General features: G+C 56.4%; 19 protein-coding genes. 12 read left to right on the top strand and 7 right to left on the bottom strand.

Annotation, left to right across the window (positions count from 1 at the left end):
• The first annotated feature begins 157 nt into the window (after positions 1-157).
• The 7 genes from COMA1_RS03525 (at position 158) to COMA1_RS03495 (ending at position 9,882) form a co-directional block, all read left to right on the top strand.
• Positions 158-1,030 carry a hypothetical protein gene (locus tag COMA1_RS03525; protein WP_090743856.1) on the top strand — a complete coding sequence of 291 codons (873 nt, stop codon included), beginning with the start codon at positions 158-160 and terminating at the stop codon, positions 1,028-1,030.
• A 79-nt stretch (positions 1,031-1,109) separates the two neighbouring features.
• On the top strand, positions 1,110-2,387 hold the full coding sequence (locus COMA1_RS03520) for a hypothetical protein (protein WP_090743853.1): 1,278 nt from the start codon (positions 1,110-1,112) through the stop codon (positions 2,385-2,387).
• 322 nt (positions 2,388-2,709) lie between these two features.
• Positions 2,710-3,786: a glycosyltransferase family 4 protein gene (locus COMA1_RS03515; RefSeq protein ID WP_090743850.1), complete on the top strand. Its 1,077-nt coding sequence runs from the start codon at positions 2,710-2,712 to the stop codon at positions 3,784-3,786.
• Positions 3,779-5,098, top strand: coding sequence for an MFS transporter (locus COMA1_RS03510; RefSeq protein WP_090743846.1), 1,320 nt, complete (start codon positions 3,779-3,781; stop codon positions 5,096-5,098). Before COMA1_RS03515 ends, COMA1_RS03510 begins: the two co-directional genes overlap by 8 nt.
• 190 nt (positions 5,099-5,288) lie before the next feature.
• Positions 5,289-6,413 (top strand): BON domain-containing protein, encoded by a 1,125-nt coding sequence (locus COMA1_RS03505; protein ID WP_090743843.1) that lies wholly within the window; start codon positions 5,289-5,291, stop codon positions 6,411-6,413.
• A complete protein-coding gene (locus COMA1_RS03500; RefSeq protein ID WP_245630833.1) occupies positions 6,413-7,717 on the top strand; it encodes an MFS transporter in 1,305 nt (434 codons plus the stop codon). Before COMA1_RS03505 ends, COMA1_RS03500 begins: the two co-directional genes overlap by 1 nt.
• Positions 7,714-9,882, top strand: coding sequence for an amylo-alpha-1,6-glucosidase (locus COMA1_RS03495; RefSeq protein ID WP_090743841.1), 2,169 nt, complete (start codon positions 7,714-7,716; stop codon positions 9,880-9,882). Before COMA1_RS03500 ends, COMA1_RS03495 begins: the two co-directional genes overlap by 4 nt.
• Before the next feature lie 7 nt (positions 9,883-9,889).
• Here the strand turns inward: COMA1_RS03495 and mgtA are convergent, their stop codons facing one another.
• The 5 genes from mgtA to COMA1_RS03470 form a co-directional block, all read right to left on the bottom strand.
• Positions 9,890-12,445, bottom strand: coding sequence for a magnesium-translocating P-type ATPase (gene mgtA / locus COMA1_RS03490; protein ID WP_090743838.1), 2,556 nt, complete (start codon positions 12,443-12,445; stop codon positions 9,890-9,892).
• Positions 12,438-12,914 carry an ABC transporter permease gene (locus tag COMA1_RS03485; RefSeq protein WP_090743833.1) on the bottom strand — a complete coding sequence of 159 codons (477 nt, stop codon included), beginning with the start codon at positions 12,912-12,914 and terminating at the stop codon, positions 12,438-12,440. Before COMA1_RS03485 ends, mgtA begins: the two co-directional genes overlap by 8 nt.
• Before the next feature lie 63 nt (positions 12,915-12,977).
• Positions 12,978-13,553: an efflux RND transporter periplasmic adaptor subunit gene (locus COMA1_RS03480; RefSeq protein WP_090743831.1), complete on the bottom strand. Its 576-nt coding sequence runs from the start codon at positions 13,551-13,553 to the stop codon at positions 12,978-12,980.
• Positions 13,550-16,357 (bottom strand): cation-translocating P-type ATPase, encoded by a 2,808-nt coding sequence (locus COMA1_RS03475; protein WP_090743828.1) that lies wholly within the window; start codon positions 16,355-16,357, stop codon positions 13,550-13,552. Before COMA1_RS03475 ends, COMA1_RS03480 begins: the two co-directional genes overlap by 4 nt.
• Positions 16,350-17,255 carry a universal stress protein gene (locus tag COMA1_RS03470; protein WP_090743825.1) on the bottom strand — a complete coding sequence of 302 codons (906 nt, stop codon included), beginning with the start codon at positions 17,253-17,255 and terminating at the stop codon, positions 16,350-16,352. Before COMA1_RS03470 ends, COMA1_RS03475 begins: the two co-directional genes overlap by 8 nt.
• A gap of 262 nt (positions 17,256-17,517) precedes the next feature.
• Between COMA1_RS03470 and COMA1_RS03465 the strand changes: the two genes are divergently transcribed.
• From COMA1_RS03465 to COMA1_RS03450, 5 genes are all read left to right on the top strand, one after another.
• On the top strand, positions 17,518-17,970 hold the full coding sequence (locus COMA1_RS03465) for a CBS domain-containing protein (protein ID WP_176697824.1): 453 nt from the start codon (positions 17,518-17,520) through the stop codon (positions 17,968-17,970).
• Between the two features lie 7 nt (positions 17,971-17,977).
• Positions 17,978-18,412, top strand: coding sequence for a CBS domain-containing protein (locus COMA1_RS03460; RefSeq protein ID WP_090743818.1), 435 nt, complete (start codon positions 17,978-17,980; stop codon positions 18,410-18,412).
• A gap of 313 nt (positions 18,413-18,725) precedes the next feature.
• Positions 18,726-18,881, top strand: a complete 156-nt coding sequence (locus tag COMA1_RS20960) for a hypothetical protein (protein ID WP_176697823.1) — start codon at positions 18,726-18,728, stop codon at positions 18,879-18,881.
• 308 nt (positions 18,882-19,189) lie between these two features.
• The gene (locus COMA1_RS03455; protein ID WP_090746782.1) at positions 19,190-20,206 is read left to right on the top strand and encodes an alcohol dehydrogenase catalytic domain-containing protein; all 1,017 of its coding nucleotides are present in this window, start codon (positions 19,190-19,192) and stop codon (positions 20,204-20,206) included.
• Positions 20,207-20,415: 209 nt separating this feature from the next.
• Positions 20,416-21,495 (top strand): bile acid:sodium symporter family protein, encoded by a 1,080-nt coding sequence (locus COMA1_RS03450; protein WP_090743814.1) that lies wholly within the window; start codon positions 20,416-20,418, stop codon positions 21,493-21,495.
• Positions 21,496-21,546: 51 nt separating this feature from the next.
• On the opposite strand, the gene COMA1_RS03445 is transcribed toward COMA1_RS03450, so the two are convergent.
• Both COMA1_RS03445 and COMA1_RS03440 read right to left on the bottom strand, forming a co-directional pair.
• A complete protein-coding gene (locus tag COMA1_RS03445) occupies positions 21,547-21,741 on the bottom strand; it encodes a hypothetical protein (protein WP_090743811.1) in 195 nt (64 codons plus the stop codon).
• A gap of 113 nt (positions 21,742-21,854) precedes the next feature.
• Positions 21,855-22,544 carry a VIT1/CCC1 transporter family protein gene (locus tag COMA1_RS03440; protein WP_090743807.1) on the bottom strand — a complete coding sequence of 230 codons (690 nt, stop codon included), beginning with the start codon at positions 22,542-22,544 and terminating at the stop codon, positions 21,855-21,857.
• Positions 22,545-22,903 lie beyond the last annotated feature (359 nt).

Raw genomic sequence — 22,903 nt, 5'->3', positions numbered from 1 at the left:
ACGGATGAATTACCGTATGGTTGGAAACGTTCAACCAGAAGAATAGTAAACGGTAGATTTGTATCAGGATGAGGCTGTTGGGAACAACAGACAAAACCAGTGTGCAGACCACATATTTGTCCAATGCTCCCGATCTGGTAATACAGGCACAATAGACATGGCGACGATGCAAAATACGCTCAGGAAGAGCCACATTATTGCTGATCGAACAGCAACGGTGAGCCGCCTGGAAGAGGTGGTTGCGACGTCGGAGGAGTTCGATCAGGTCGTAGCGCAGGCCTTGCCGATTTTGTTGGATCGGGCGGCTGGTTATACAAAACGATTCCTGCGCGAGACCGGTCAGTGGAACGACGACATCGAACATGAAAAATTTGCGCTACGTTGGGGATCTGAATATTTGGAACGTTTTCTCGTCTGTGGACGAACGGAAGTCCCTTGCCGACCGTTATTCCTGTTTGATTCGTTGGTCGCGAAACAACATAGCAAACCGGAACCGTTTTGCTATCACCCGGACCTGCTGAAGCCGCTTGGGCGGTTTCTCGATGGGTTGGTCGCACGGGCGGTGGTGAGCCGAGACGCCTTGATTGCGTTGTACCATCACTCCTATGGATGGGGTGCAGGGGATGTCATCGCCGTCACCGGGCTCAATGGGTTGGAGAGCCAACGTATCTATAAGAATTTTCGTCGATGGCGTGAGAGCGGCTGGCAGCGCACGATGGACGAGATGGGTTTGACGAAGGCGGAGTTGGTGGAGTTGGACAACCAGCGGCAGCGTCATCGACAGCGGTTCAACAGCGAGGCTGAACGGCTGATCCGTGTGGCACAGGGGCATTATCGAAAGAGCGAACCGGATCACTACCCCTGTTTATCACGATCTCAATGGGCCGAGATGTTTGTTCAGGGGTACGGGTGCGATTATCGGATTTGGCATCTGGCACTCTGTTTGGACTGTATGCAGACGGCCTGGGGATTGGGATCCAGCGAGTCGTCTGGTGAAAAACCACGTTTGGAGCTGCAGGTGCGGCCGTAAAGGATGAGCACCTGCAATTCCACGGTGGTCGTGTGTTTGTGAATCCGTCAAATTAGTAAAGAGGAGCGGAGGAGGATATATGGTTCAGGAAGAGGATCTGGAACTCTATCGATCGCAACTCCTTGACTCGATAAGTGAACGACCGAGCTGCTCAGTTCGCGACCGGTTGGATGCTATACAGGTCTATGTCAATGAGCGACGCGTGGGTGAATTGAAAGGAGCGGACATCGAGGCGACACTGCGTGTGCACGGTGTCGATCATGTTGAGACGGTACAGCTTCGCACCGAAGACGGACAATTATTGGGAGGGCTGGTTGCTCCCGAATCTGGGTTTCGGACGACTCGGGTGCAGCTTTCAGCTGATACCGTCGAACTCTGCGTTCAGAATACGATGCAGGGTGGATCGCTCAGTGCGGTCTTCATTCCTGCCCCAAGTTTCTGGAATCGAAGCTGGACCATCCTCGCCGATGTTGCGGACAGATGGGTGATCAGGCGTCCGGAGTCCACGATGGCATATGGGATCCGAACGGTGGTCTTTACGCAAGTGCTCTTGGCGACAGCTGTCATCGGGCTCGTGGCCGACCGAGCCATGATCTGGCTCGCACCAGAGCACAGTGTGGCGTCGACGGTACAGGCAGAGGCACTTCGCACGGCCTCCATCGCCGAAATAGATCAGCTTGCAAAGCAACTCCGGGAGCTGAGGTCGATGCAAACGAAGGTTGGAGACGCGCTCCAGTCTCAAGAGAAGGGGATGACGTTGCTCCACCAAACCATGGCCAGACTGTCGTCGACGCAGGAGTCTGTGGCCTCCAGCGTCGTAATGGTAAAGGAAGAGATAGAGAAGAGGCAGGAGAGCGCTGAACGTGAGGCAGATCGTCCGGTCCAGCTCCCTGTCGGTCATGAGGGAGTGGATCAAGAGCAGTTTGAAACAGCGATTCACGGTCTTGCCGCAGACAACGATCGTTTATCCAAGCAAATCGCCGGTCTGGAGGAGCACAACCGAACACTGACGGCCAAATTGCATATGGCGATCGCACATGTTGCGAAAGCTGCTGAGCAGAGTTCGGAACGTGTGGTGGCGCGTGAGGATGATATGGCTAGAAAACATCAACTCGTGCCGGTCGTCGATAGCCGTCAGAGCACCCAGACACAGCCGTTTCTCTTCTGGGTCACTTTCAGCGAAGGCACGACTCAGGAAAGTATCGATCAGTGGGTGAATGGGATGAAAGGGCATAAAGGAGTCCAAAACGAAGGCTGGCAAGAGGTACAGATCCTCCCTCCTCCGGTCCCACCCGATACCTTTTTAGAGCAAATCAAAGGGGACAAAATCATCAAAGAGGCTCGACTGACTCATTAGGTCGATGCCCGTCGTAACCCTCGGGTTGACTTCACACGGCAATCTTCGTGTGACCAACCATGAGGCCGACGAGGAGTCAAGTGACCCCTGAGTGGATATATTGGCGCCGAGCTCATGAACTTTTGTCCGTTGAGTCCGCGAAGATGCGCTGAGTAACATGACAATCATGGGTCACGGGAAGCAGCGTATGATTTGCGGTTCATGGATGCAAAATAACAGGCCGACTTTCTCTTTTGGATAATCAACCCGATCTCCATTCACCTCAGACATTGACGGATGACTCAGTTATCCAGTCGATGATCAGTGTAAGAAAGGACAAGACATGAGAATCGCGCAGGTGTCACCGCTGTGGGAAAGCGTTCCGCCCAAACTGTATGGTGGGACGGAGCGAATTGTGTCGTACATTACGGAAGAGTTGGTCGCGATGGGGCATGATGTGACACTGTTCGCCAGCGGCGATTCGGAAACAACTGCCAAGCTCGAAGCGATTTGCCCGCAGGCGCTTCGATTGAATACCGGCATTTTCAATCGAGATGCTCCGCTGATCATGCAACAGGAGCGAGCGCTTGGCGTAAGCGGCAACTTTGACATCGTGCACTCTCATCTCGATTTTCTTGGGTTCCCCGTTGCACGTAGAAACGCGGTTCCCATGGTGACCACCTTACATGGGCGTCTGGATCTCCCCGAGCTGGAGCCGGTCTTTCGCGAGTTCATTGAAATGCCGCTTGTCTCCATTTCGGCCTCCCAGCGCCAACCGCTTCCGTGGGCCAACTGGGCTGGGACTATCCACCATGGACTGCCCCGCAACCTCTACAGCTTCCATCAGAAGAGTGAAGGATATCTGGCATTTCTTGGCCGTATTTCCCCTGAAAAGCGCCCGGATCAGGCAATTGAAATCGCCAAGCGGTCCGGCATCCCATTGAAAATGGCGGCAAAAGTCGACCCTGCGGACCGAGTGTACTTTGAGGCTGCGGTTGAACCGTTGCTCAAGCACCCGTTGATCGAATTTGTCGGCGAGATATCCGATGCCGAAAAGAATGACTTTGTTGGAAACGCCATGGCGTTGGTCTGTCCCTATGATTGGCCCGAACCCTTCGGACTGGTCTTGATCGAAGCACTGGCCTGTGGAACGCCGGTGATAGCCTATCGACGGGGATCCATTCCGGAAATCATCGATCATGGAGTGACCGGTTTCGTGTGTGAGACCCTGGATGAGATGGTCGAGGCGGTGGGACGGTTGCCCCACCTGGAGCGCCGACGCTGTCGAGCGGCCTTCGACGAACGGTTTACTGCCGACCGGATGGCGCGGGACTATGTCGCGTTGTACGAACGAATTCTTGAAGGCGTAGCGGTGCAAGCTGCGGCGCATAAAGTGAACGGAGGGAGCCGACATGTCTGAAGCAGCCATTGATTCACCAGAGCCCCACTCCACGGCCCGCCGCGGTCATGGGTGGGAGTTAATCAAAACGAGAAACTTTGGATTTCTGTTTGCCGGGCAGACGATCTCTCAAATCGGTGACAGCCTCAATAAGGTGGCGTTGCTCTGGTTTGTCTATGAGATGACTGGGTCGGCACTTAAGATGACGGTGGTGGGACTGCTACAGACGCTGCCTCCCTTGTTGTTTGGGCCACTGATCGGCGTGTATTTAGATCGTGTTAGGAAAAAGCCGGTCATGATCGGTGTAGACCTTCTTCGCACATTGATGGTCCTTATGATTCCATTGCTTTACGCAATGGGTGCGTTGACGCTTGATCGGCTCTATGTGTTGGTATTTGCGACAGCGATTTTTTCAACGGTTTTCGGGCCGGCCTTGACCTCCGCCGTTCCGCTGATCGTGGCAAAGGATCGATTGGTGGCGGCCAACGCACTCATGCAAACCACGACGAACGTGGGACTGCTTGTTGGCCCAGCCGTGAGCGGACTGGGGATTGCTCTCATCGGGGCGCAAAACGTCCTGTATGTTGATGCCGCGACGTTTTTCTTCTCGGCGCTGTGCCTGTTTCCCATTCAGGTGCATGAAACGCTTAATCGTGGGCGGGTAACCGGCGATGGGTTGATGGGCGGTATTACCTCTGATTTGCTGGCAGGTTTCCGCTTCGTATTCGTCGAGCAAAAGACGGTCTTGATGTTGATGTTGACGGCCTCGCTGTATAGTGTCGGGATCAGCGCCTTCATTTTTCTCCTGCCGGTGTTTGCGAAGGAGGTTCTGGGTGTGGGGCCGGTCCAGCTCGGTTGGTTGTGGTCGGCTCTCGGCGTGGGGATGTTGTTGGCGTCTCTCAGTCTGACGTCGGTGACGCAAGGGGATGTCTCGTGGCGCCTGCGGTTTATGTCGGGCGCGTTAGCGATCGGTGGGCTTGCAGTTGCGGCTCTTGGATTCCTTGATGCGCCAGTCGCTGCGGGGGCGCTGATTGCAGTGATCGGGGGTAGCACGGCCATGTTTACTCCGCTGGTGTGGACCATGCTTCAGGAGTTGACGCCGACGCATCTCCTCGGTCGAGTCTTTACGAGCTTCGCCACGGGAGGGATGGCTGCGTCGATGGCCGGAATGGCTGGTTTTGGATGGGCAGCTGATACGATTGGTCCGGCGACGTGTCTTGGAGGTATTAGCCTGATTTTGCTCATGACTGCTGCGAGCGCGTGGTTGTTCAGCTTCTACAAGTCGCACGCGCAGACTCTGGTTGTTCCCTCGCGCGGCTCATTTGCTGCGTAGCAGACTGCTGCACCATCGTCACACCGTTCCACATACTCGCTACGCTGACGATCTGATGTTCCGAAGCCCCCTGATTCTCAGGGGGCTTCGGGCTCCACGCAGATGACAGCAGGCCGAGAGCGGGTTACAATGTTTCGCTACACTACACAGGTATATTCACGGGGACAGGTCCAGGGGGAGGGCTTGCGTTATGGCCATGAGATTTCAATGGTTGGTTATTCTCAGTCTGCTCATATTCTGGCCGATAGGGACCAGCTCGCAAGCGTCCGATGGGCATGACAAGGAGGGCATGCCGGAAAAAGAAAAGCCGTCCCCGAGCTCGTCACCACCAGCTGTCCCTACAGTGAAGAGTGAGGCGGCGACCGAGCACAAAGAGGCTGTGCCGGAAAAACCGGCAGTACGGCAGCAGCCGTCACCGGCAGAGTCCAAGCCGGCCAAAGCTGAATCCGCAACGGATCGCAAGGAAGGCCTGTCTGAAAAGCCGTCCCCGAGCTCGTCACAACCACCAACTGTCCCTGCAGTGAAGAATGAGGCAGCAACCGAACACAAGGAGGTCGTGCCGGAAAAGCCGGCAGCCCGACAGCAGCCGTCACCGGCTTCTTCCGACTCCCAACCCACGCCGCACAAGTCGCCGGCAGAGTCCAAGCCGACCAAGGCTGAATCAGCGACGGATCGCAAGGAAGGCACGTTGGAAAAGATTCCAGCGCGTCCCTCTTCTTCGGCTGCAACAGACGGTCACGGCGCTGCTCCCAAGTCTTTAGGAGAGATCAAGCCACAGGGACAACCTGCTCCGACAATCAAGGCCGACCTGCCACCCTCTGCTGAGATCGATATCAAAGAAAAAGAGACGGCTGCGAAGAAGCCGATGGCGTCACTGATCCTATCCGTTAAACTCGCGCTCATGGGAGATTTACGGCTGTTCCGTTATGAGATCGAGGTTGAGGATGACAAACAGGTGGTCACACTGAGCGGGCGGGTCGCGAATGAAGAAGACAAGACTGCCGCGACGGAGGTGGCGCAGGCTGTCAGCGGGGTGAAGGCTGTCACGAACAAGTTGATCGTGGAAAAAGATCTGGCGAAAACGTTACTGAAGAAACAGGATGAAATCCTCACGCTTCTCATTAAGGAACGCTTCGCGAAAAGCGCGACCTTGAAAGCGGCAAACTTCGATGTGAAGACAGAGGAAGGCATCGTTCAGCTCAATGGAACGGTTCGTTTTCAGGTGATCGCCCTCGAAGCTGCTGAGGCAGCTCGGCAGGTGCCGGGCGTTCGAGCCGTCAATACCGAAAAAATCCGCCTAGAGGGTGAGAGCTGATGCAGGGTTCCTCAAGCCCCGTGGCAGATGCTCCGTCTGGAATGGAGCATGCCCGTCAGCTCTCAGTCGGCACTCGACCCCTCCTTCTGACTTGGGACTTCGGGTTGGTGTGGTGGGGGCAGCTCATTTCACAGATCGGTGACGGAGTCTGTCGCCTGGCGCTCTTGTGGTTTGTCTATGCAGTCACTGGGTCACCGCTCAAGACGTCCATCATTGGGCTGTTACAGACGATCCCTCCCATCATCCTCGGACCGATCATCGGCGTGTACGTCGACCGGCTCCCGAAGAAAGTCCTGCTGATCACGAGTGATATTCTCCGTGCGCTGTTAATCGGGTTGATTCCCTGCCTCATCCCTGTGGAATCCTTTACGGTCTCGGTATTATATGTGTTGGTATTTCTCCATGCGGTGTCTACGGCGGTCTTTGGCCCTGCTCTGACGGCTGCAATCCCCACATTTGTCCCCAAAACACAGTTCACCGCTGCCAATGCGCTTTTGCAGGGTACCACGAGCCTGGGAATCATCTTTGGCCCCGCAATCAGCGGCATCGGTATCGCTGCGTATGGATCGCAAGAGGTGCTCTGTATCAATGCCGTCACTTACTTGATTTCAGCGGCCTGTCTTGCATTGGTCCGTTTCCAACCCACAGTGGTAACGAGTCCCTCGCCTGAGGCACGGTCGACTCTGCTGCAAGATCTGGTCGAAGGATTTCGGTATGGCGTAGTCACTAAACCAGCATTGTTACTCTTGACCGGTACCGCTGCCTTGTATACGTTCGGCACCAGCGCGCTGACCGCACTGTTCCCGGTCTTTGCCAGAAAGCTGCTTGGGCTGGGACCGGTCGAGGTCGGGTACTTATGGTCCACGCTGGGTATGGGATTGCTTGTGACGTCGATCGCGCTCTTATGGGTGACCGATTGGATGGTCAAGGATCGTATGCGACTGATCATGGCCGCGAGTGTGTTGAGTGGTCTTGCCCTGAGCGGCTTGACCTGGACGATTGATCCGTATGTTGCCGGAGTTTTTATGGGACTGATCGGGTGTGGGATGGGAGTATTTACACCGATCGCCTGGGGGATCATTCAGGAACTGGCGCCGAGCCATATGATCGGACGGGTCTTAGGACTCTACGGGACAGGTGCCATGACCGCCGCCATCGGTGGGATATCGGCGTTTGGGTGGATCACGGAACAGCATGGTCCCGAAACCGGCATCCTCGGGATCGGGCTTGTCTTAATGGTCACGGCGTTGGTCGCCACACGGATGAGCCGAGCCAGTGCCGAGTATGAAGGGAACCGTTCATGAACGATATCATCCGATGGAACGAACAATATTATATCCTTGCGTCATCGTCTCTGGCCGATGGCCGAACCGAGGTCCTGAAACATGGAGAGACGTTTGCCGTATTTGATCGATACGGTGATATGCATCAGGTGCTTCCTGGTCCACAGGGTCTGTATCATGAAGGGACGCGGTTTCTCTCGCAGTCCGAACTGTTGGTGCAAGGTCAGCGTCCGATGCTTCTCAGCGCCACCGTGAAGGAGGACAATGCCCTCTTCACGGTTGATCTTACCAATCCGGATTTGATGCGCAATGGGCAGAAAGTCGTCCAACGTGGGACCGTCCATCTGTGTCGCACCAGGTTTCTCTGGCAAGGGACGTGGTATGAACGTTTCCGTGTTCAGAATTATGGGAGTCAGAGCATTCCGCTTTCAATTACGATTGCATTGGATGCAGACTTCGCCGATCTTTTTGAAGCGAGAGGCCGAAAACGGGAGCGGCGTGGGGTGCGACTCAAGACGGTTCGCTCAAAGAACGGGCTCGTGTTTGGGTACAAGGGACTTGATGGGATTGTCCGTCGAACCTCCATTCAGTGCACTCCAACCCCGAAACGAGTGACATCAAACGGCTTCATCATCGAATCGTCCCTTCGTCCACATGCAGACCTGACCTGGGAGATTGCTATCTCCTGTGAAATCGGGAGGCCCCAGAACCGAAAAGGACTCACCTACGAGCGTGCGTACCATCACGCCAATCGTGCCCTCACGGATGCCATATCCAACAATGCCCATGTCTATACGGCGAATGAACAGTTCAATCATTGGCTGAACCGGTCTCTCGCGGACCTTCACATGCTGATCTCGGAGACCCCGGAAGGGCTCTATCCCTATGCAGGAGTTCCCTGGTTCAGCGTCCCATTCGGGAGGGACGGGATCATTACGGCGCTTCAGATGCTGTGGATGAACCCATTGCTTGCTCGTGGCGTGCTGGGGTTTCTGGCTTCTACCCAGGCGACAGAGGTTTGGCCGGAACGGGATGCGGAGGTCGGAAAGATTTTGCACGAGACTCGCCAAGGGGAAATGGCAACCCTGGGAGAAATCCCATTCGGAAAGTACTACGGAAGTGTGGACGCGACACCATTGTTTATCGTCTTGGCCGGCGCCTACTACGAGCGGACTGGAGATCGCCCGTTCTTGGAAAAGCTGTGGCCTCATATTCAGCTGGCGCTTCAGTGGATTGATCGGGATGGTGATCCCGGCGGTGTCGGGTTCACCACCTACGCAAGGCAATCGGCAAATGGTCTTGTGCATCAAGGTTGGAAGGACTCCCATGATGCAGTCTTCCACGCCGATGGAACGGCTGCAGAAGGTCCGATTGCATTGTGTGAAGTCCAGGCCTATGTCTATCGGGCCAAGCAAGCGGCGGCAGGACTGGCTCGCGCCTTCGGGAAACAGGATCAGGCCGAGCGTTTACTAAAGGAAGCCGCCTCACTTCAAGAGCGTTTCGAACGGGCGTTCTGGTCCGAGAAACTTGGTTCCTATGCCCTGGCTTTGGATGGGCGGGGGAGACCGTGTCTTGTACGGTCCTCCAATGCCGGTCATTGTCTCTACGGTGGGATTGCCGGGCGGAAACGTGCGTTGCGCACAGCGCGTACACTGCTGACCGATGAGATGTTCAGCGGGTGGGGGATTCGAACGTTGGCGACATCAGAGACGCAGTATAACCCGATGTCCTACCATAACGGCTCGGTGTGGCCGCACGATAACGCGCTGATTGCCGCGGGGATGGCGGCCTACGGATATAGGGAAGGAGCAACGAAGATTCTTACCGGACTCTTCGATGCCAGTCTCTTTCTTGATATCCATCGAATGCCGGAACTCTTTTGTGGCTTCCCTCGACGTCCGGGTGAAAGTCCCACGCGCTATCCGGTGGCCTGTTCGCCGCAAGCCTGGGCTGCCGGCGCCGGTTTTCAGGCCTTGCAGGCTTGTCTTGGGTTACAAATTGATGGCACTCGAGGGCTTGTGCAGTTTGTCTGTCCCACCCTTCCACCGTTTCTCGAACGGGTCGAGCTTCGGAATCTCACTGTCGGAGCCGCGCGCCTTGATCTTGTGCTCGATCGCCATGAGAACGAAGTGGCGTTACGAGTGGTCCGCCGAACCGGCGAGGTGGAGGTTCTGCTCACAGTATAGATCTGAATCAGACCCTGCCTATGCCGCTTCTTCTCTTGCCTGGAAGCTCGTGCGCGGCGTAAAAGCGGCGCTTTATAATCTCGGCGGTTACGACGTAGCCGGTCAGGATTGTTCCTAACAGTACGAGAAATGACAGCGGCATCGGCGTCAGTCCGAGCGATACAGCAATCGGGAGCAGGGGGAGTAGCAATGTGACGGCAGCCACGGCGAGGGTGGCGAGTGTGAGGGTGCGTCCTGGTGTACTGGAGAAGAATGCCCGTCTGGTGCGAATAACCAGCACAATAGCCGAGGCGGAGATGATGGATTCGATGAACCATCCTGTCCGGAACTCCTCCGGTGAGGCGTCAAGAATCCATAACAGTGCGCCGAAGGTCAGGTAGTCAAACACCGAACTGACGAGTCCGAATGTCAACATGAACCTGCGGATGAAGACGATATCCCAGCGCTGTGGTTCGGCGATCAGTTCAGGGTCAACCGTATCGGTCGCGATCGTCATCTCCGGAATATCGGTGAGCAGGTTCGCGAGAAGAATTTGCTTCGGCAGCAACGGGAGAAACGACAGAAACAGCGAGGCGCCGGCCATGCTGAACATATTGCCGAAATTGGCGCTGGTCGCCATGAAGACGTATTTCAACGTGTTCGAAAACGTTGTGCGCCCTTCACGGACGCCCTGGATCAGAACCGAAAGATTCTTGTCGAGGAGCACAATGTCTGCCGCGTCTTTTGCCACATCCACGGCGCTTTCCACGGAGATGCCCACGTCTGCCGAATGGAGCGCGGGGGCATCGTTGATCCCGTCGCCGATATAGCCGACCACGTTGCCGGATTGCTTCAAGGCCAGAATGATGCGATCCTTCTGATTCGGTTCCACTTCCGCAAACACATCAATGTCCTTCACCCGCTGACTCAGCGCTTCATCGGTCATCAGGCGAAGCTCCGACCCGGTCAAGAGGCGCTGGTGGTCCATGCCCACCTGTTCGCTGACATGGGTGGCCACGAGATGGTGATCGCCGGTGATAATCTTGAGCGATACGCCCAGTTGCCGTAAGGCCGCGATGGTCTGAGCCATGTCGGGTTTCACCGGATCGACAAAGACCAAGAGCCCAAGAAACGTCATCTCGACTTCCTGCTCCTTGCCAATGTGAGGGGTCTCGCCCATATCACGAATCGCCAACCCTAATGTACGGAGACCTTGGCGGTTCATATCCTGAAATTGCTGACGGATTTTCGCGAGGCAAAACTCCATGGGGACCGTCGATCCATCCGGCAGTTCCGTGCGAGTGCATATGGTCAGCATGGGCTCCACGGCCCCTTTGGTAATCAGCAGGTGTGTGGTGGGGGTGGCCACAAGAATCGAAAGGCGCTTTCGGAGAAAGTCATAGGGAACTTCGTCCAGCTTTCGGTATTCGGACAGGTCGCGGACGCACTGCGTCCGGATCGCTTCATCAAGAGGGTTGATGAAGCCGGTTTCGTATGTGGCATTGAGGGCTCCATAAAACAGCACACGCTCACTGGCAGCGCCGTCGAGGCTCAGGGCTGCATGAAAGCGCATGGTGCCCTCGGTGAGCGTGCCGGTCTTGTCCGAGCAGAGGACGTTCATACTTCCGAAATTTTCGATGGACGCGAGGCGTTTGACGATCACTTTCTGTTGGGCCATGCGTTTGGCGCCATGAGCCAGATTCACGCTGATGATGGCCGGAAGGAGTTGGGGGGTGAGACCGACGGCGAGAGCCATGGAAAATAGAAACGAATCGAGTACCGGCCGATGGAGATAGACGTTGATGGCGAAGATGGCGAATACGAGGAGAAGCGTCACTTCAAGCAATAAATATCCGAACCGCCTGATACCACGTTCAAATTCTGTCTCCGCAGGGCGAAGCATCACGTGAGAAGCGATGCGGCCAAACTCTGTTTCCTTCCCGACGTGCACGATCACAGCCTTGGCATGTCCGCTGACCACGTGCGTGCCCATGAAAATCGTGTTTGTTCGTTGGCTCAATACGGCTGCGGTAGAAACGATCGAGACAGACTTCTCGGCAGGATAGGTTTCGCCGGTCAATAAGGCTTCATCGACGAACAGGTCTTTTGATTCAATCACGAGCCCGTCGCCGGGAATACTGGACCCGGCTGAGAGATTAATGACATCGCCCGGGACAATCTCTTCACTCGGCACTTCGATGAGTTGCCCATCTCGCCAGACCGCGGTCTTCACCCGGACGAGTGAGAGCAATGTGGCGACCGCCTTTGCAGCACCGTGCTCCTGCCAAAACCCCAGCAACGCGCTGATGAGAATGATGGCCAGGATGATGAGCGCATCGGTTCGATCCGCGAGGAACAAAGACACAATTGCCGCACACAGTAGGATCACGATAATCGGACTACGAAATTGCGAGAGCAAAGCGAACAGGGCGCGCCTGTTTCGGTGTGGCTTGAGCCGGGCAGAGGCGTATTGGGCTTGACGCTCGTGGGTCTCGTCGGTACGAAGGCCCTCAGGTCTTGATCGAAGGAGAGTGAGGAGTTCACCCGGCGGTATACTCCAGAAAGTTGTCTCCCGATTATTCATAGCGCAGCGTTTCAATTGGGTTTAGCTTGGATGCGTTATTCGCCGGATAGAGGCCAAAACCCAATCCGACGACGAGCGAGAAGAGAAACGCGGTGAGCACAGCTTGGATGTTGATGATGGTCGGCCACCCGATCATGGTCGTGAGCAGCCGGGGGATCCAGATTCCTATCCCAACACCAAGTGTCCATCCAATGGCGGTCATGATGAGGGCTTCCATGAGGAATTGCAGCAGGATGTGTGTGCGCGTTGCGCCCACCGCCATCCGCAAGCTGATCTCTCGCGTCCGTTCCGTGACGGAAACCATGAGAATGTTCAGAAAGAGAATCGGTGTCTGGAAAGCCGCGGCCAAGGTTTGGCCGACATCGCCATTTCGGGAAACTACGATGCCGTTCACTGGTGAGTAGATCGTAGTGTAGCCCAAATCCAATTCTGCTGATGCCAGTGCTGCCTGGGCCAGATCCAGGTGCATTTGCAGAACCTCCACGTTGGCTGCCGCGTCTCGATAGTTCGTCTCAGCGAGGTCTGCATCGGCCTATGAGACGAAGGTCTGTGGTCGCAGCGCAGCCATGCGATCGAACTCTTGCTTACGTTGTGTGGTTAGGACTTTGGACTTGCTGAGGTTCCCCTTAGCGCTTTTCACGGCGGCACGTGCTTGGCTCAAGCGGGCCTTGAAGGGCTTTTGATCGATCTGCGCCAGGACCTGTCCCTTCACAACCTTGGAGTTGAAGTCAGCGAACAGTTGCGCAACTTTACCGGAAATTTGGCTGCCCACCTGAACAGAGAGGACCGGATTGATTGTGCCGGTCGCGGTCACGATTGCTGTGATTGGCCCTCGATCGACCAGAACTGTCTTGTAGTGAATAGGAGGGGTGCCGGAGGCCCACCAGTACCATATTCCTCCTCCCCCCATGAACACGATAAACATGATGCCGATCAGCCACGGTAGACGGAATCGACTCGGTCGAACAGGAAATGGAACAATAGCAGTTACCGATTCCTGTACCGCTGACGGGTTGGAATGTCGCCGCTCTGGTATCGAGGCCTCAGGGTGGGGAATGATTTCATCCACAGGGAGATGGCGAGTGGGTTTTTGTGAATCAGTGGTCATGATGGGCTCACGATCTGAGTCGTTCCGGTATTTGCACTGCGATGACGTCGGTTCACGATTATCTTTCGTCCCTCCTCCGCCAGCAAGAGTGCGAGGGCACCGAGCACGAGTGGTCCAAAGAGCCAGAGAGGCAAAGGGCCGGTTCCGAAGATCGCGTTGCCCCAGGGGCTATAGACAATGAATACCAGGACGACGAGTTCGATGGCGATTCCCCAGAGGAGCAACGGATTGGTAAACCAGCCGAGTCGAGCGAGCGACACGCGGTCTGAGCGGCAAGCGAATACATTTGCCATCTGGGCGACAACGATGGCGGAGAAGGTGGCGGCGGTTGCCTGTTTGTAGAGCGGATCGGACCAATCGAGCGGTGTGCCCCAGGTCCACCCCTGTGTCAGGAGCAATAAAAAGAATGAACCCATCGCGATTCCGGATTCGATCAGACCTAAAAAGACATAGGCGTGCAGGAGGAGCGGAAGGTTCATCAACCGTTCCGTACGAGGGCGCGGCGGCTGTGCCATCATGTCGGCGTCTGGCTTTTCGGCACCCAGCGCCAAGGCCGGAACCATGTCAGTCCCCAGATCCACGGCGAGGATTTGCGGGACCGTGAGGGCGAGTGGAATCCCGAATAAGCCGAACGCCAGATACGGGACCACTTCGGGCACGTTGCTCGCCAGCACGTACGTGGAAAACTTTCGGATGTTGGCATAGACGGCACGACCTTCTTCAATGGCATTGACGATGGTGGCAAAGTTGTCGTCAAGCAGGATCATGTCCGCCGTTTCTTTCGCCACGTCGCTTCCGGCGAGGCCCATCGCAATACCGATATCGGCTTTTTTGATGGCCGGGGCGTCGTTGACACCGTCACCGGTGACTGCGACCACATCGCCCATTGCTTTCAATGTGGAGACAATCCGCATCTTGTGCCGAGGAGCCATGCGCGAAAAAATCGGCTCGGGCTCGCCCGGATTGCTGGGCTTGAGGAGCTGACGCAGTGCGTCGTCGCTCATCGTTTCGACCTGGTTCCCTTCGATGACGGGACAGTATTTGCCCGGCTCGGTGGCGACCTCTTTCGGGGCCAGTCCGATTTGGCGGGCGATGGCGAGAGCTGTGAGGGGATGGTCGCCGGTGATCATGATGGCGCGGACGCCGGCTTGGCGGCAGCGAGCAATGGCTTCCGGTACTTCATGGCGAGGAGGGTCCATCATGGCGACAAGGCCGAGGAAGGTCAGGTTCTGTTCCACCTGTTCGATGTCCAGCTTCTCGATGCCTTGCTCAATGTCACGCATGGCCACGGCCAGGACTCGATAGGCTTGCTGCGCAAAGCTACGGCTTTGCGCCATGATCCGCTGACGGTCTTCCTGACTCATTGGTGAGCAAACACCCTGATGGCGTATTTGATTACAGAGGGGCATCAACGATTCCGGGGCTCCCTTCACGAACGCCACGAGCTGGCCCTCACGCCAATGGAGCGTGGTCATGCGCTTGCGATCCGCGTCGAACGGGAGCTCGCCCATCCTGGGCAATGGGTCATGGTGGAGCAGCCCGTGATCCAGCGCGAACTCGACAAGGGCCACTTCGGTCGGATCCCCTGTCACGATGGGACGCCCCCCGGTTTTCCGCACACGCTTGGCGTTGTGGCAATGGATGATGGCATCGAAGAGCGGTGCGTACTCCTCGGCTTCGGAGGCGCTGGTCACGTGCCCGGCGATCAATAAACAGCTTTCCTGCACCTCGATGTCGAGATGGTCCATGTAGAAACGAGCCACGCGCATCCGGTTCTCGGTCAGCGTTCCCGTTTTGTCCGTACAGATCACGGTCGTGCAGCCCAAGGTTTCCACGGAGGTCAGCTGCTTAATGAGCGCGTGGCGTTTGGCCATGCGCTGGCTGCCCAGCGCCAAGGCCAGCGTCACGGTCGGGAGCAGTCCTTCCGGCACGTTGGCCACGATGATGCCGATCCCGAAGATGGCGCTGACCCAGAAACCCAAGCCCATGGAGATGCCGATGGCAAAAAAGGTTCCACCCATCGTGAGCGACAGCAACGCGACCACGTGGGTGACCTTCACGATTTCTTTCTGCAGAGGGCTGAGGCCGGTCTCCATTCCCGTGGAGAGCCTGGCGATCTTGCCGAATTCCGTCTGCATGCCGGTGGCGAAGACCACCGCGCGGCCTCTGCCGGAGAGCACGGGGGTGCCGGCGAAGACGAGATTGGGAATATCCAGGAGATGTCCATCAGCCACGGGCTCCGCTGTTCGCCGTTTGGGTTGGGATTCGCCCGTGAGAGAGGACAGGTCGACTCGCATGTCGGTGGCTTCAATAAGCCTGGCGTCCCCAGGGATTTGTTCTCCCTCCTCAATCAGGAGCACATCACCCGGTACGATCTCGCTCCGGGACAGGTCGTGCGGGTGATTGCTCCGCAGCACCCATGCCCTGGCAGGGAGGAGGCGATGTAGCGCATGCACCGCGCGCTCCGCTTTGTATTCCTGAAAGAAGGCAAAGATGGCGTTGATGACGATGACGCCGAGAATCGCCCAGCCGAGCGTGGCCATCCCTTCGCCTGGCTTCATGAATTCTGCCGTGAAGGACAGAGCAGCAGCGATCCAGAGCAGAATGGCGAGGAAGTGGGTGAATTGGTGGAGGAACCCTCGAATCAATGAATAGTGTCCCGGCTCGACCAGAGCATTCGGTCCGTATTGAGCCAGTCGCCGGTGAGCCTCATCGGAAGACAGACCACCGGTGCTGGTTGCCAGCCGCTTCAGCACCTCCTCAATCGAGAGGCTGTGGATGTCCTGATAGGTGAGCTCAGGCACGGGCGCCTCGTACGATCAGTACCGAACAGGGGGCATGCCTCAGCAGACTTTCGGATACGCTGCCGAGATAGAGTCGCTCGCTCTTCGTCAAATCACGAGAACCGATCACCAGTAGTTGGTCATGGCTAGCCTCGACATGTTTCACAATGGTGTCGATCACATGGTCCATGTGGACCTGAGTGACAACCGATAAATTATCTTTGATGAACTCATCCCGTAGGGTACTGACCAACCTGGTGGCCCTTTCCATGACAGGTCCTTTCAATTCGGCCAGTTGCGATTCGGAGAGATAGCGTGCTGCAAAGTCCGTTACGGGACTTTCCACCGAGGTTAGGATCGTGACGGTGGCGGATTCCTGCAAGATGCGGGTTCGAAGAAACCGGGTGGCAGCGCGTGATGGTCTGGAGTCGTCCACGGCGATGGCCACGCGGAGCAGGGTGGTCAGCGGTTGTTTCACGACCAACAGGGGACAAGGAGCTGTCGCGGCCACCTGACGAGAGACACTCCCAAGCAAGAATCCGTGAATGTCGTGCAGGCCGCGCGATCCCATGAGGATGAGGTCGGCCTTCAGTCGCCTGGCTGTTCGCGAAATGGTATGGGCAATCGGACCATGCGTGAGGATCGTCTGGAGTTTTGTCCGCGGTCTGGTTGCTGCCTGGCCCAGAGCAAGTCGAGCCGCTCGTGCGGCATCCCGCAACATGATGGAACCGGCTTTCTCCAGCGCTGCAAGGGCACGTTTTGCGGCGACGGGATTCTTATTCGTGGCGGCCTGGAGCGCCGGTTGGTCGACGATGTGCAGAAGTACCACATGCTCAGGTTCTCGACCGGCCAGTGCCTCAAGCGCCTGGACACCCCACTGCGAATGTTCCGATCCATCGACCGCGCATAAGATCCGCATAACTGGTTCCTTTCCGTGTAGGCGGTGATTTTGGAGAAATCGTCTCGGGTATCAGTTCTGCATCTGATATGCCTGTAGCATGGGAAAAGACTGAAGAGGAATTGGCGAATTACCGGGGATATGGAGGGAAACATTTCTAAGTCCGAGAGGTGTGTTGAGGCGTTTTGCCGCAGCCGCCATCACGGAACTGGGGTGAATGGCGTCAGTTAGACGACATCTCCGAGAAGACCGGATCATAGGGTACTTCCATGCAGGAGGGACAATGAAAAAGAAGCGGAAAGGGAAGAAGAAATCCACAGTGAGAGTCAAAGACTTCGACTCCATGACTGTGAGCCAGATTATGGAGAAGGAGGTGCAGTATGTCCGCGTGAAGGCGAAGGGGGACATGATTGCCTCGCTCATGATCGAGGGGTTTGGGGCTATGCCGGTCGTGGAGAATGGACGCAAACTTGCCGGCATCGTCAGCGAACATGATTTGCTCGCGGCGGTGGATGACCGGCATCATCTCAGTACCGTGACGGCGAAGGATATCATGACGGCTAACCCCTACTCAGTCCGACCGGAGACGACGCTTGGAACGATGGTCCACGTACTGCGTGCAAGCGATCTGATCCGCGTGCCCGTGGTCAATGCCAAAGAGAAATTGATCGGGATCATCACGCGGCGCGATCTCTTGCGAGCCTATATGGCCGTAGGCGGCAAGCGACAACTGTGAGGAGCATATGAGACAAACCGAATTTTTTATGCAGGCGACCGATCCGAAGACCGTGACCGTCGGGCAGTTGATGCAGGATGCCGTCACACGATGCGCAGCGCGTAGCGACGCGTCCACGATCGCCCATCTGATGACCCATCGCAACTACGGAAGTTTGCCCGTTGTGGAAGAGGACGGCACCTTGGTGGGAATTGTGACGGAATATGATCTCTTGCAAGCGATGATCGAGGGGCGTGACCTTCGGAAGATCTTTGCGACGGAGGTCATGTCCTCTCATCCCATAACCGTGACGGAGGATCAAACGCTTGCTCAGGTGGCAGGTCTGTTCCAAGACCGCTATCTGACCCGGGTGCCGGTCGTCCGCAATAAGAAGCTGGTGGGGATTCTGGCTAGGCGTGATGTGCTCTTCGGCTATATGAAAGCATCGCAATATTGGTCCTAACGGAGTGTTGAAAAAGTTCACCGGCGGTGTTCTCGCGTTGCTCAGAGGCTCAACGTGCCGAAGCGTACGCCCTCTCTCTTCGCTCGCTGCGGCCTTGACGGTGAAACTTTGTGAGCAGTCTGTGGTGTGTATCTCCATCATGTTCAAAGCGGTGCTGCGTTTGGTTTGAACTACCTTCCTTGCCGCTTTCATACTGGTTTCTACTGCTGCGTATTCGGAATCGTCGGCGATGCGCCGCGAACCTTGCCATATGAATTATCCCAGTGACGGGACTGTGCAGTGAGAGTGCCGGACACTTCGTCTCGGTGAAACATTGGAAACGCTCTTCGGTAAACAGTGGGTCGCCGTCGCACGGTTCAATCGAATCGAACGGCGCCATATCCACGCTGGGCTGTCCATCAAGGGCCCGAAGCAGATCGATGATGTGGAGTATTTCTCGCCGCCGAAGAAGACAGCCGGTTCATCCTGATCAATCTATCTGAGCATTTTCTGGATGCCTACGAGTACGACATTCTCTCGTTTGCCGTGCCGATCGCTTCAGGGAACGGCCACGATGAAACGCCGACAGGGGAATTTCGCCTCACCGCCGCGAAGCGATTGTTCGAATGGATATTAGGAGGCGAAGTAGGGCATGATCGTGTGATCGCCATTGCCGAATGGGTCACGGGTTTACATCCTTGGCAAGGCGCCAAGGCAGCACTAAGCCAAAAGCAGCAAGGGTGTTCCGGTACCACCTGTAAACTGTTTCGATGTGTCTCCAGAGAAGGGGGGGCTTTGATGATAGCGATGACATCCGTGCAGATCACCGCCCCGAGAGGGCCGTTCAAGATCGTCCGCAGTTCAGTGCCGGAACCCAAGCCAAACACCGTCCGGGTGAAAGTCCAGGCCTGTGGGATTTGCCATAGCGACATGTTCGTCAAGGAAGGCCATTGGCCAGGGCTTCAGTATCCACGCGTCACGGGTCATGAGGTGGCGGGAGTGATCGATGCAGTCGGTGCCGGGGTGGTCGCCTGGGAGAAAGGCCAGCGTGTTGGGGTGGGGTGGCACGGCGGCCATTGTGGTCACTGCACATCTTGTCATCGCGGAGATTTTTTCAGTTGTCATAAGTTCCTGGTGACCGGCTTCCATGAAGATGGTGGATATGCGGAGTACCTCATTGCGCGTACGGAAGCGCTGGCGATCATCCCTGATGTGTTGGCACCAACGGAAGCGGCCCCCATTCTCTGCGCTGGCATTACCACGTTTAACAGCCTGCGTCACAGCGGAGCCAGGGCGGGTGATCTCGTAGCTGTCCAAGGGCTGGGTGGGCTCGGCCATCTGGGAGTGCAGTTTGCCAATCGGATGGGCTTTCATACCGTGGCCATTGGGCGTGGTCAGGACAAAGCCGCGCTCGCTTTAAAGCTGGGAGCCGCGCATTACGTGGATGCCGAAGCGACTGATCCAGCAAAGGAGCTGGCGAGTCTTGGAGGAGCAACGGTCATTTTGGCGACAGCTCCGAGTGGCAAAGCCATGTCGGACTTGATCGATGGCTTAGGAGTTGGCGGCAGGCTCATTGTTCTTGGGGCATCGACTGATCCCATGACGGTGACACCGCTTCAACTGATCAGTGCGCGCCGGACGATTCAGGGATGGCCGTCAGGTACTGCGCGGGATTCGGAGGATGCGCTGAACTTTTGTGCGCTGACGGGGATTCGTCCTATTATTGAGACCTTCCCACTGGACCAAGCTGCGGCAGCGTATGACCGCATGTTGAGTGGGAAGGCCCGATGTCGCGTGGTACTGACGATGAAGTGAGGTCCTTGTGCGCATGTCCGGAAGGGGTCCTCATTGCTGGCCTTCTAACCGTCTGGTCTTAAGGTGTTCCGCTGTTCTGCCACAGATATTCACCTGACAACGGTTTCATAACCGCGCAGCATTCCGGGGAGGCTCGCCGGGCAACAGGTGGTCCGCGATGGAAAGCGCGAACGTAGTGACCTTGTTGTTTACATTCTCCGTCAAAAGAAATGGGTAGGGATAGCCGCCACTTCACGTTTCGCTCCTTGTCCCAGTTCATCCATCATCATCTGCTCTGGTTTTTGATCGGTGCCTACACCCTCTCTGCCATCTGGCCAACAGCCGGCCTCTGGATACGACATATAAGTTTCGGCGATCTCCGAATCGTCAACGAGACCCTGCACGTGTCCCTCCTCCTGCTTCTGCTGGCGACCTTGATGTTCAATGCGGGGTTGGGGGTTAAGAGCTCGCACCTGAGATCGTTGGCCAAGAAGACAGGGGTCCTGTCTGCGGGGCTCACCGCCAATCTGATCATCCCCATGGCCTATATCTATCTGGTCACCCTCATCATGCGGCTGTGGTATGAGCCGGATGAAGCTCAACACATCCTCGTGGGGCTGGCGTTGGTTGCAGCCATGCCGATTGCCGGAGCTTCAACCGCTTGGGCTCAGAACTCCAATGGCAATCTGGCGCTGAGCTTGGGATTGGTTCTCGCTTCAACCCTGCTCAGTCCTGTTTTGACACCGGTTGCGCTGTATACATTCGGGGAGATGGCCACAGAAGAATATGAGCAGGTCATCCACACCATCGCCGCCTATGGATCGGGAGCGTTCCTGGGGCTCTGGATCGTGTTGCCTTCCCTGTTGGGCCTTGCGATGCGCTTCGTCGTGCCTGAAGCAACACTGACAGCCATCATGCCGTTCATCAAACTGATCAATGCTGTCGTCTTGCTGCTGCTGAATTACTCGAACGGATCGGTGTCGCTACCGCAGGCAGTCGCCGACCGAGATTATGATTTCTTGGCGGTGACGCTGGCCATCACTGCGGGCCTCTGTATCACGGCCTTTTCCGCTGGCTATGGGCTGAGTCGATTGTTCAAGGTCGATGACGCAGAACAGGTTTCGCTCATGTATGGATTGGGGATGAATAATAATGGGACCGGCCTTGTCTTAGCGTCGCTCGTACTCGCATCGTATCCACAGGTCATGGTGCCAATCATCTTCTACAATCTCATCCAGCATTTGGTGGCAGGCGGGGTGCATGAGGTCATGGGGCGAAAATTCGAGGATCAGAAGGCAGCGGGTAGCTAAAGCGAATTTGGCAGCAAGTCGGACGTAGCGCGTTGCCGGTTATCAAAAGGTTCACGGTGGCGGATCTAAGGGATCCGATCCCTGTGGTCTCAGAAATTCCTCGTCACGGGCTTCCATGAGGATGGAGGATATGCCGAGTACTTGATCGCACGTACGCAGGCGCTGACGGCCATTCCTGGTGTGTTGATACCAACGGAAGCGACGCCGATTCTCCGCACCGGGGTCACGATGTTCAATGGCTTCCATCGCAGCGGATCCAAGACGGGTGATCTAGTGGCTGTTCAGAGGCTGGGGGGACTCGGCGGTCGCCTGCTCGCATTGGATTTGCTCAATGTTTCAGCGATCAGGAATGGCAGGGATCAGGCGGGAACCCCAAACAACGCTCCAACCCCGGCGGTCACGACCATCGCCAAGGCGCCCCAAACGGTGACCCGCGTGGCAGCAATGATTGCGGAAGCGCCGCCGACCTGCGCAGCCAAGGAGCCTAAAAGAGCGAGAAAGAGAAGTGAACTTCCAGAAACAGCCCACATAAGTGCAGAGGTGGGGACCAGCAGGACGATTAAGAGAGGTAGGGCGGCACCAACGGAAAATGTGACAGCGGATGCCAAGGCGGCTTGAACCGGTCGTGCGGTCATGGTCTCAGATATTCCGAGCTCATCACGACTATGGGCACCGAGTGCATCATATGCCATCAGCTGGGTTGCAACTTTGGATGCGAGTTCTACATCGAGCCCACGTGCAACGTAGATTGCGGTCATCTCCCTGTGTTCCTGTTCAGGATCTGCCGACAACTCCTTACGCTCTCGATCTAGATCGGCTCGCTCGGTATCGGCCTGTGAACTCACCGAAACATACTCGCCAGCAGCCATCGCCATGGATCCTGCCACAAGACCGGCTACGCCTGCGGTCATAATACTCGTCGAGCTTGCGCCTGCTGCGGCAACGCCTAAGACAAGGCTGGCCGTGGACACAATGCCGTCATTTGCGCCTAACACAGCGGCACGGAGCCATCCAATTCGGCGTACGGTGTGCGTTTCAAGGTGCGGCATTGCAACCAGTCCGGAGATAGTCGGTTGACCCAACCTCAGAAATTTGGCTCGATAGCCTCATGAGTTTAACCGGTTTTCGGTGAGGCGTCGGATGCCTTCATAATGCCAACGTGGCTCAATTTCAAGGGAAGGCCACCAACGGTTGGTGGCCTCATACACATGCTTGCCTAGCGTGGCTTTGCCATACACCCTATTGAATAGTCTGTTTCAAGCAACTGGGCATTCGGCGGACACTGTACTCTTGGCTTTACAGGGACGCACAGGAAGCTCGCTGGGGTATGTTCACGATCGTCCGATAGCCTCCATCCTGGGCCACAGAGTTGTGCTGATAATCTCGCCTTTTCCATCTTAACTTTATC

Source organism: Candidatus Nitrospira nitrosa, from assembly GCF_001458735.1.
GTDB lineage: Bacteria > Nitrospirota > Nitrospiria > Nitrospirales > Nitrospiraceae > Nitrospira_D > Nitrospira_D nitrosa.
This window is presented reverse-complemented; position numbering and strand designations above follow the sequence as displayed.

What these genes read in the sequence shown, in the direction of transcription:
- COMA1_RS03500 (WP_245630833.1), top strand. Translation starts at nt 6,413, where the DNA reads ATGCAGGGTTCCTCAAGCCCCGTGGCAGATGCTCCGTCTGGAATGGAG.
- COMA1_RS03450 (WP_090743814.1), top strand. Translation starts at nt 20,416, where the DNA reads ATGGGTAGGGATAGCCGCCACTTCACGTTTCGCTCCTTGTCCCAGTTC.
- COMA1_RS03505 (WP_090743843.1), top strand. Translation starts at nt 5,289, where the DNA reads ATGGCCATGAGATTTCAATGGTTGGTTATTCTCAGTCTGCTCATATTC.
- COMA1_RS03480 (WP_090743831.1), bottom strand. Translation starts at nt 13,553, where the DNA reads ATGACCACTGATTCACAAAAACCCACTCGCCATCTCCCTGTGGATGAA.
- COMA1_RS03440 (WP_090743807.1), bottom strand. Translation starts at nt 22,544, where the DNA reads ATGCCGCACCTTGAAACGCACACCGTACGCCGAATTGGATGGCTCCGT.
- mgtA (WP_090743838.1), bottom strand. Translation starts at nt 12,445, where the DNA reads ATGAATAATCGGGAGACAACTTTCTGGAGTATACCGCCGGGTGAACTC.
- COMA1_RS03510 (WP_090743846.1), top strand. Translation starts at nt 3,779, where the DNA reads ATGTCTGAAGCAGCCATTGATTCACCAGAGCCCCACTCCACGGCCCGC.
- COMA1_RS03525 (WP_090743856.1), top strand. Translation starts at nt 158, where the DNA reads ATGGCGACGATGCAAAATACGCTCAGGAAGAGCCACATTATTGCTGAT.
- COMA1_RS03460 (WP_090743818.1), top strand. Translation starts at nt 17,978, where the DNA reads ATGAGACAAACCGAATTTTTTATGCAGGCGACCGATCCGAAGACCGTG.
- COMA1_RS03495 (WP_090743841.1), top strand. Translation starts at nt 7,714, where the DNA reads ATGAACGATATCATCCGATGGAACGAACAATATTATATCCTTGCGTCA.
- COMA1_RS03445 (WP_090743811.1), bottom strand. Translation starts at nt 21,741, where the DNA reads ATGGAAGCCATTGAACATCGTGACCCCGGTGCGGAGAATCGGCGTCGC.
- COMA1_RS03455 (WP_090746782.1), top strand. Translation starts at nt 19,190, where the DNA reads ATGATAGCGATGACATCCGTGCAGATCACCGCCCCGAGAGGGCCGTTC.
- COMA1_RS03520 (WP_090743853.1), top strand. Translation starts at nt 1,110, where the DNA reads ATGGTTCAGGAAGAGGATCTGGAACTCTATCGATCGCAACTCCTTGAC.
- COMA1_RS03485 (WP_090743833.1), bottom strand. Translation starts at nt 12,914, where the DNA reads ATGCACCTGGATCTGGCCCAGGCAGCACTGGCATCAGCAGAATTGGAT.
- COMA1_RS03465 (WP_176697824.1), top strand. Translation starts at nt 17,518, where the DNA reads ATGAAAAAGAAGCGGAAAGGGAAGAAGAAATCCACAGTGAGAGTCAAA.
- COMA1_RS03470 (WP_090743825.1), bottom strand. Translation starts at nt 17,255, where the DNA reads ATGCGGATCTTATGCGCGGTCGATGGATCGGAACATTCGCAGTGGGGT.
- COMA1_RS03515 (WP_090743850.1), top strand. Translation starts at nt 2,710, where the DNA reads ATGAGAATCGCGCAGGTGTCACCGCTGTGGGAAAGCGTTCCGCCCAAA.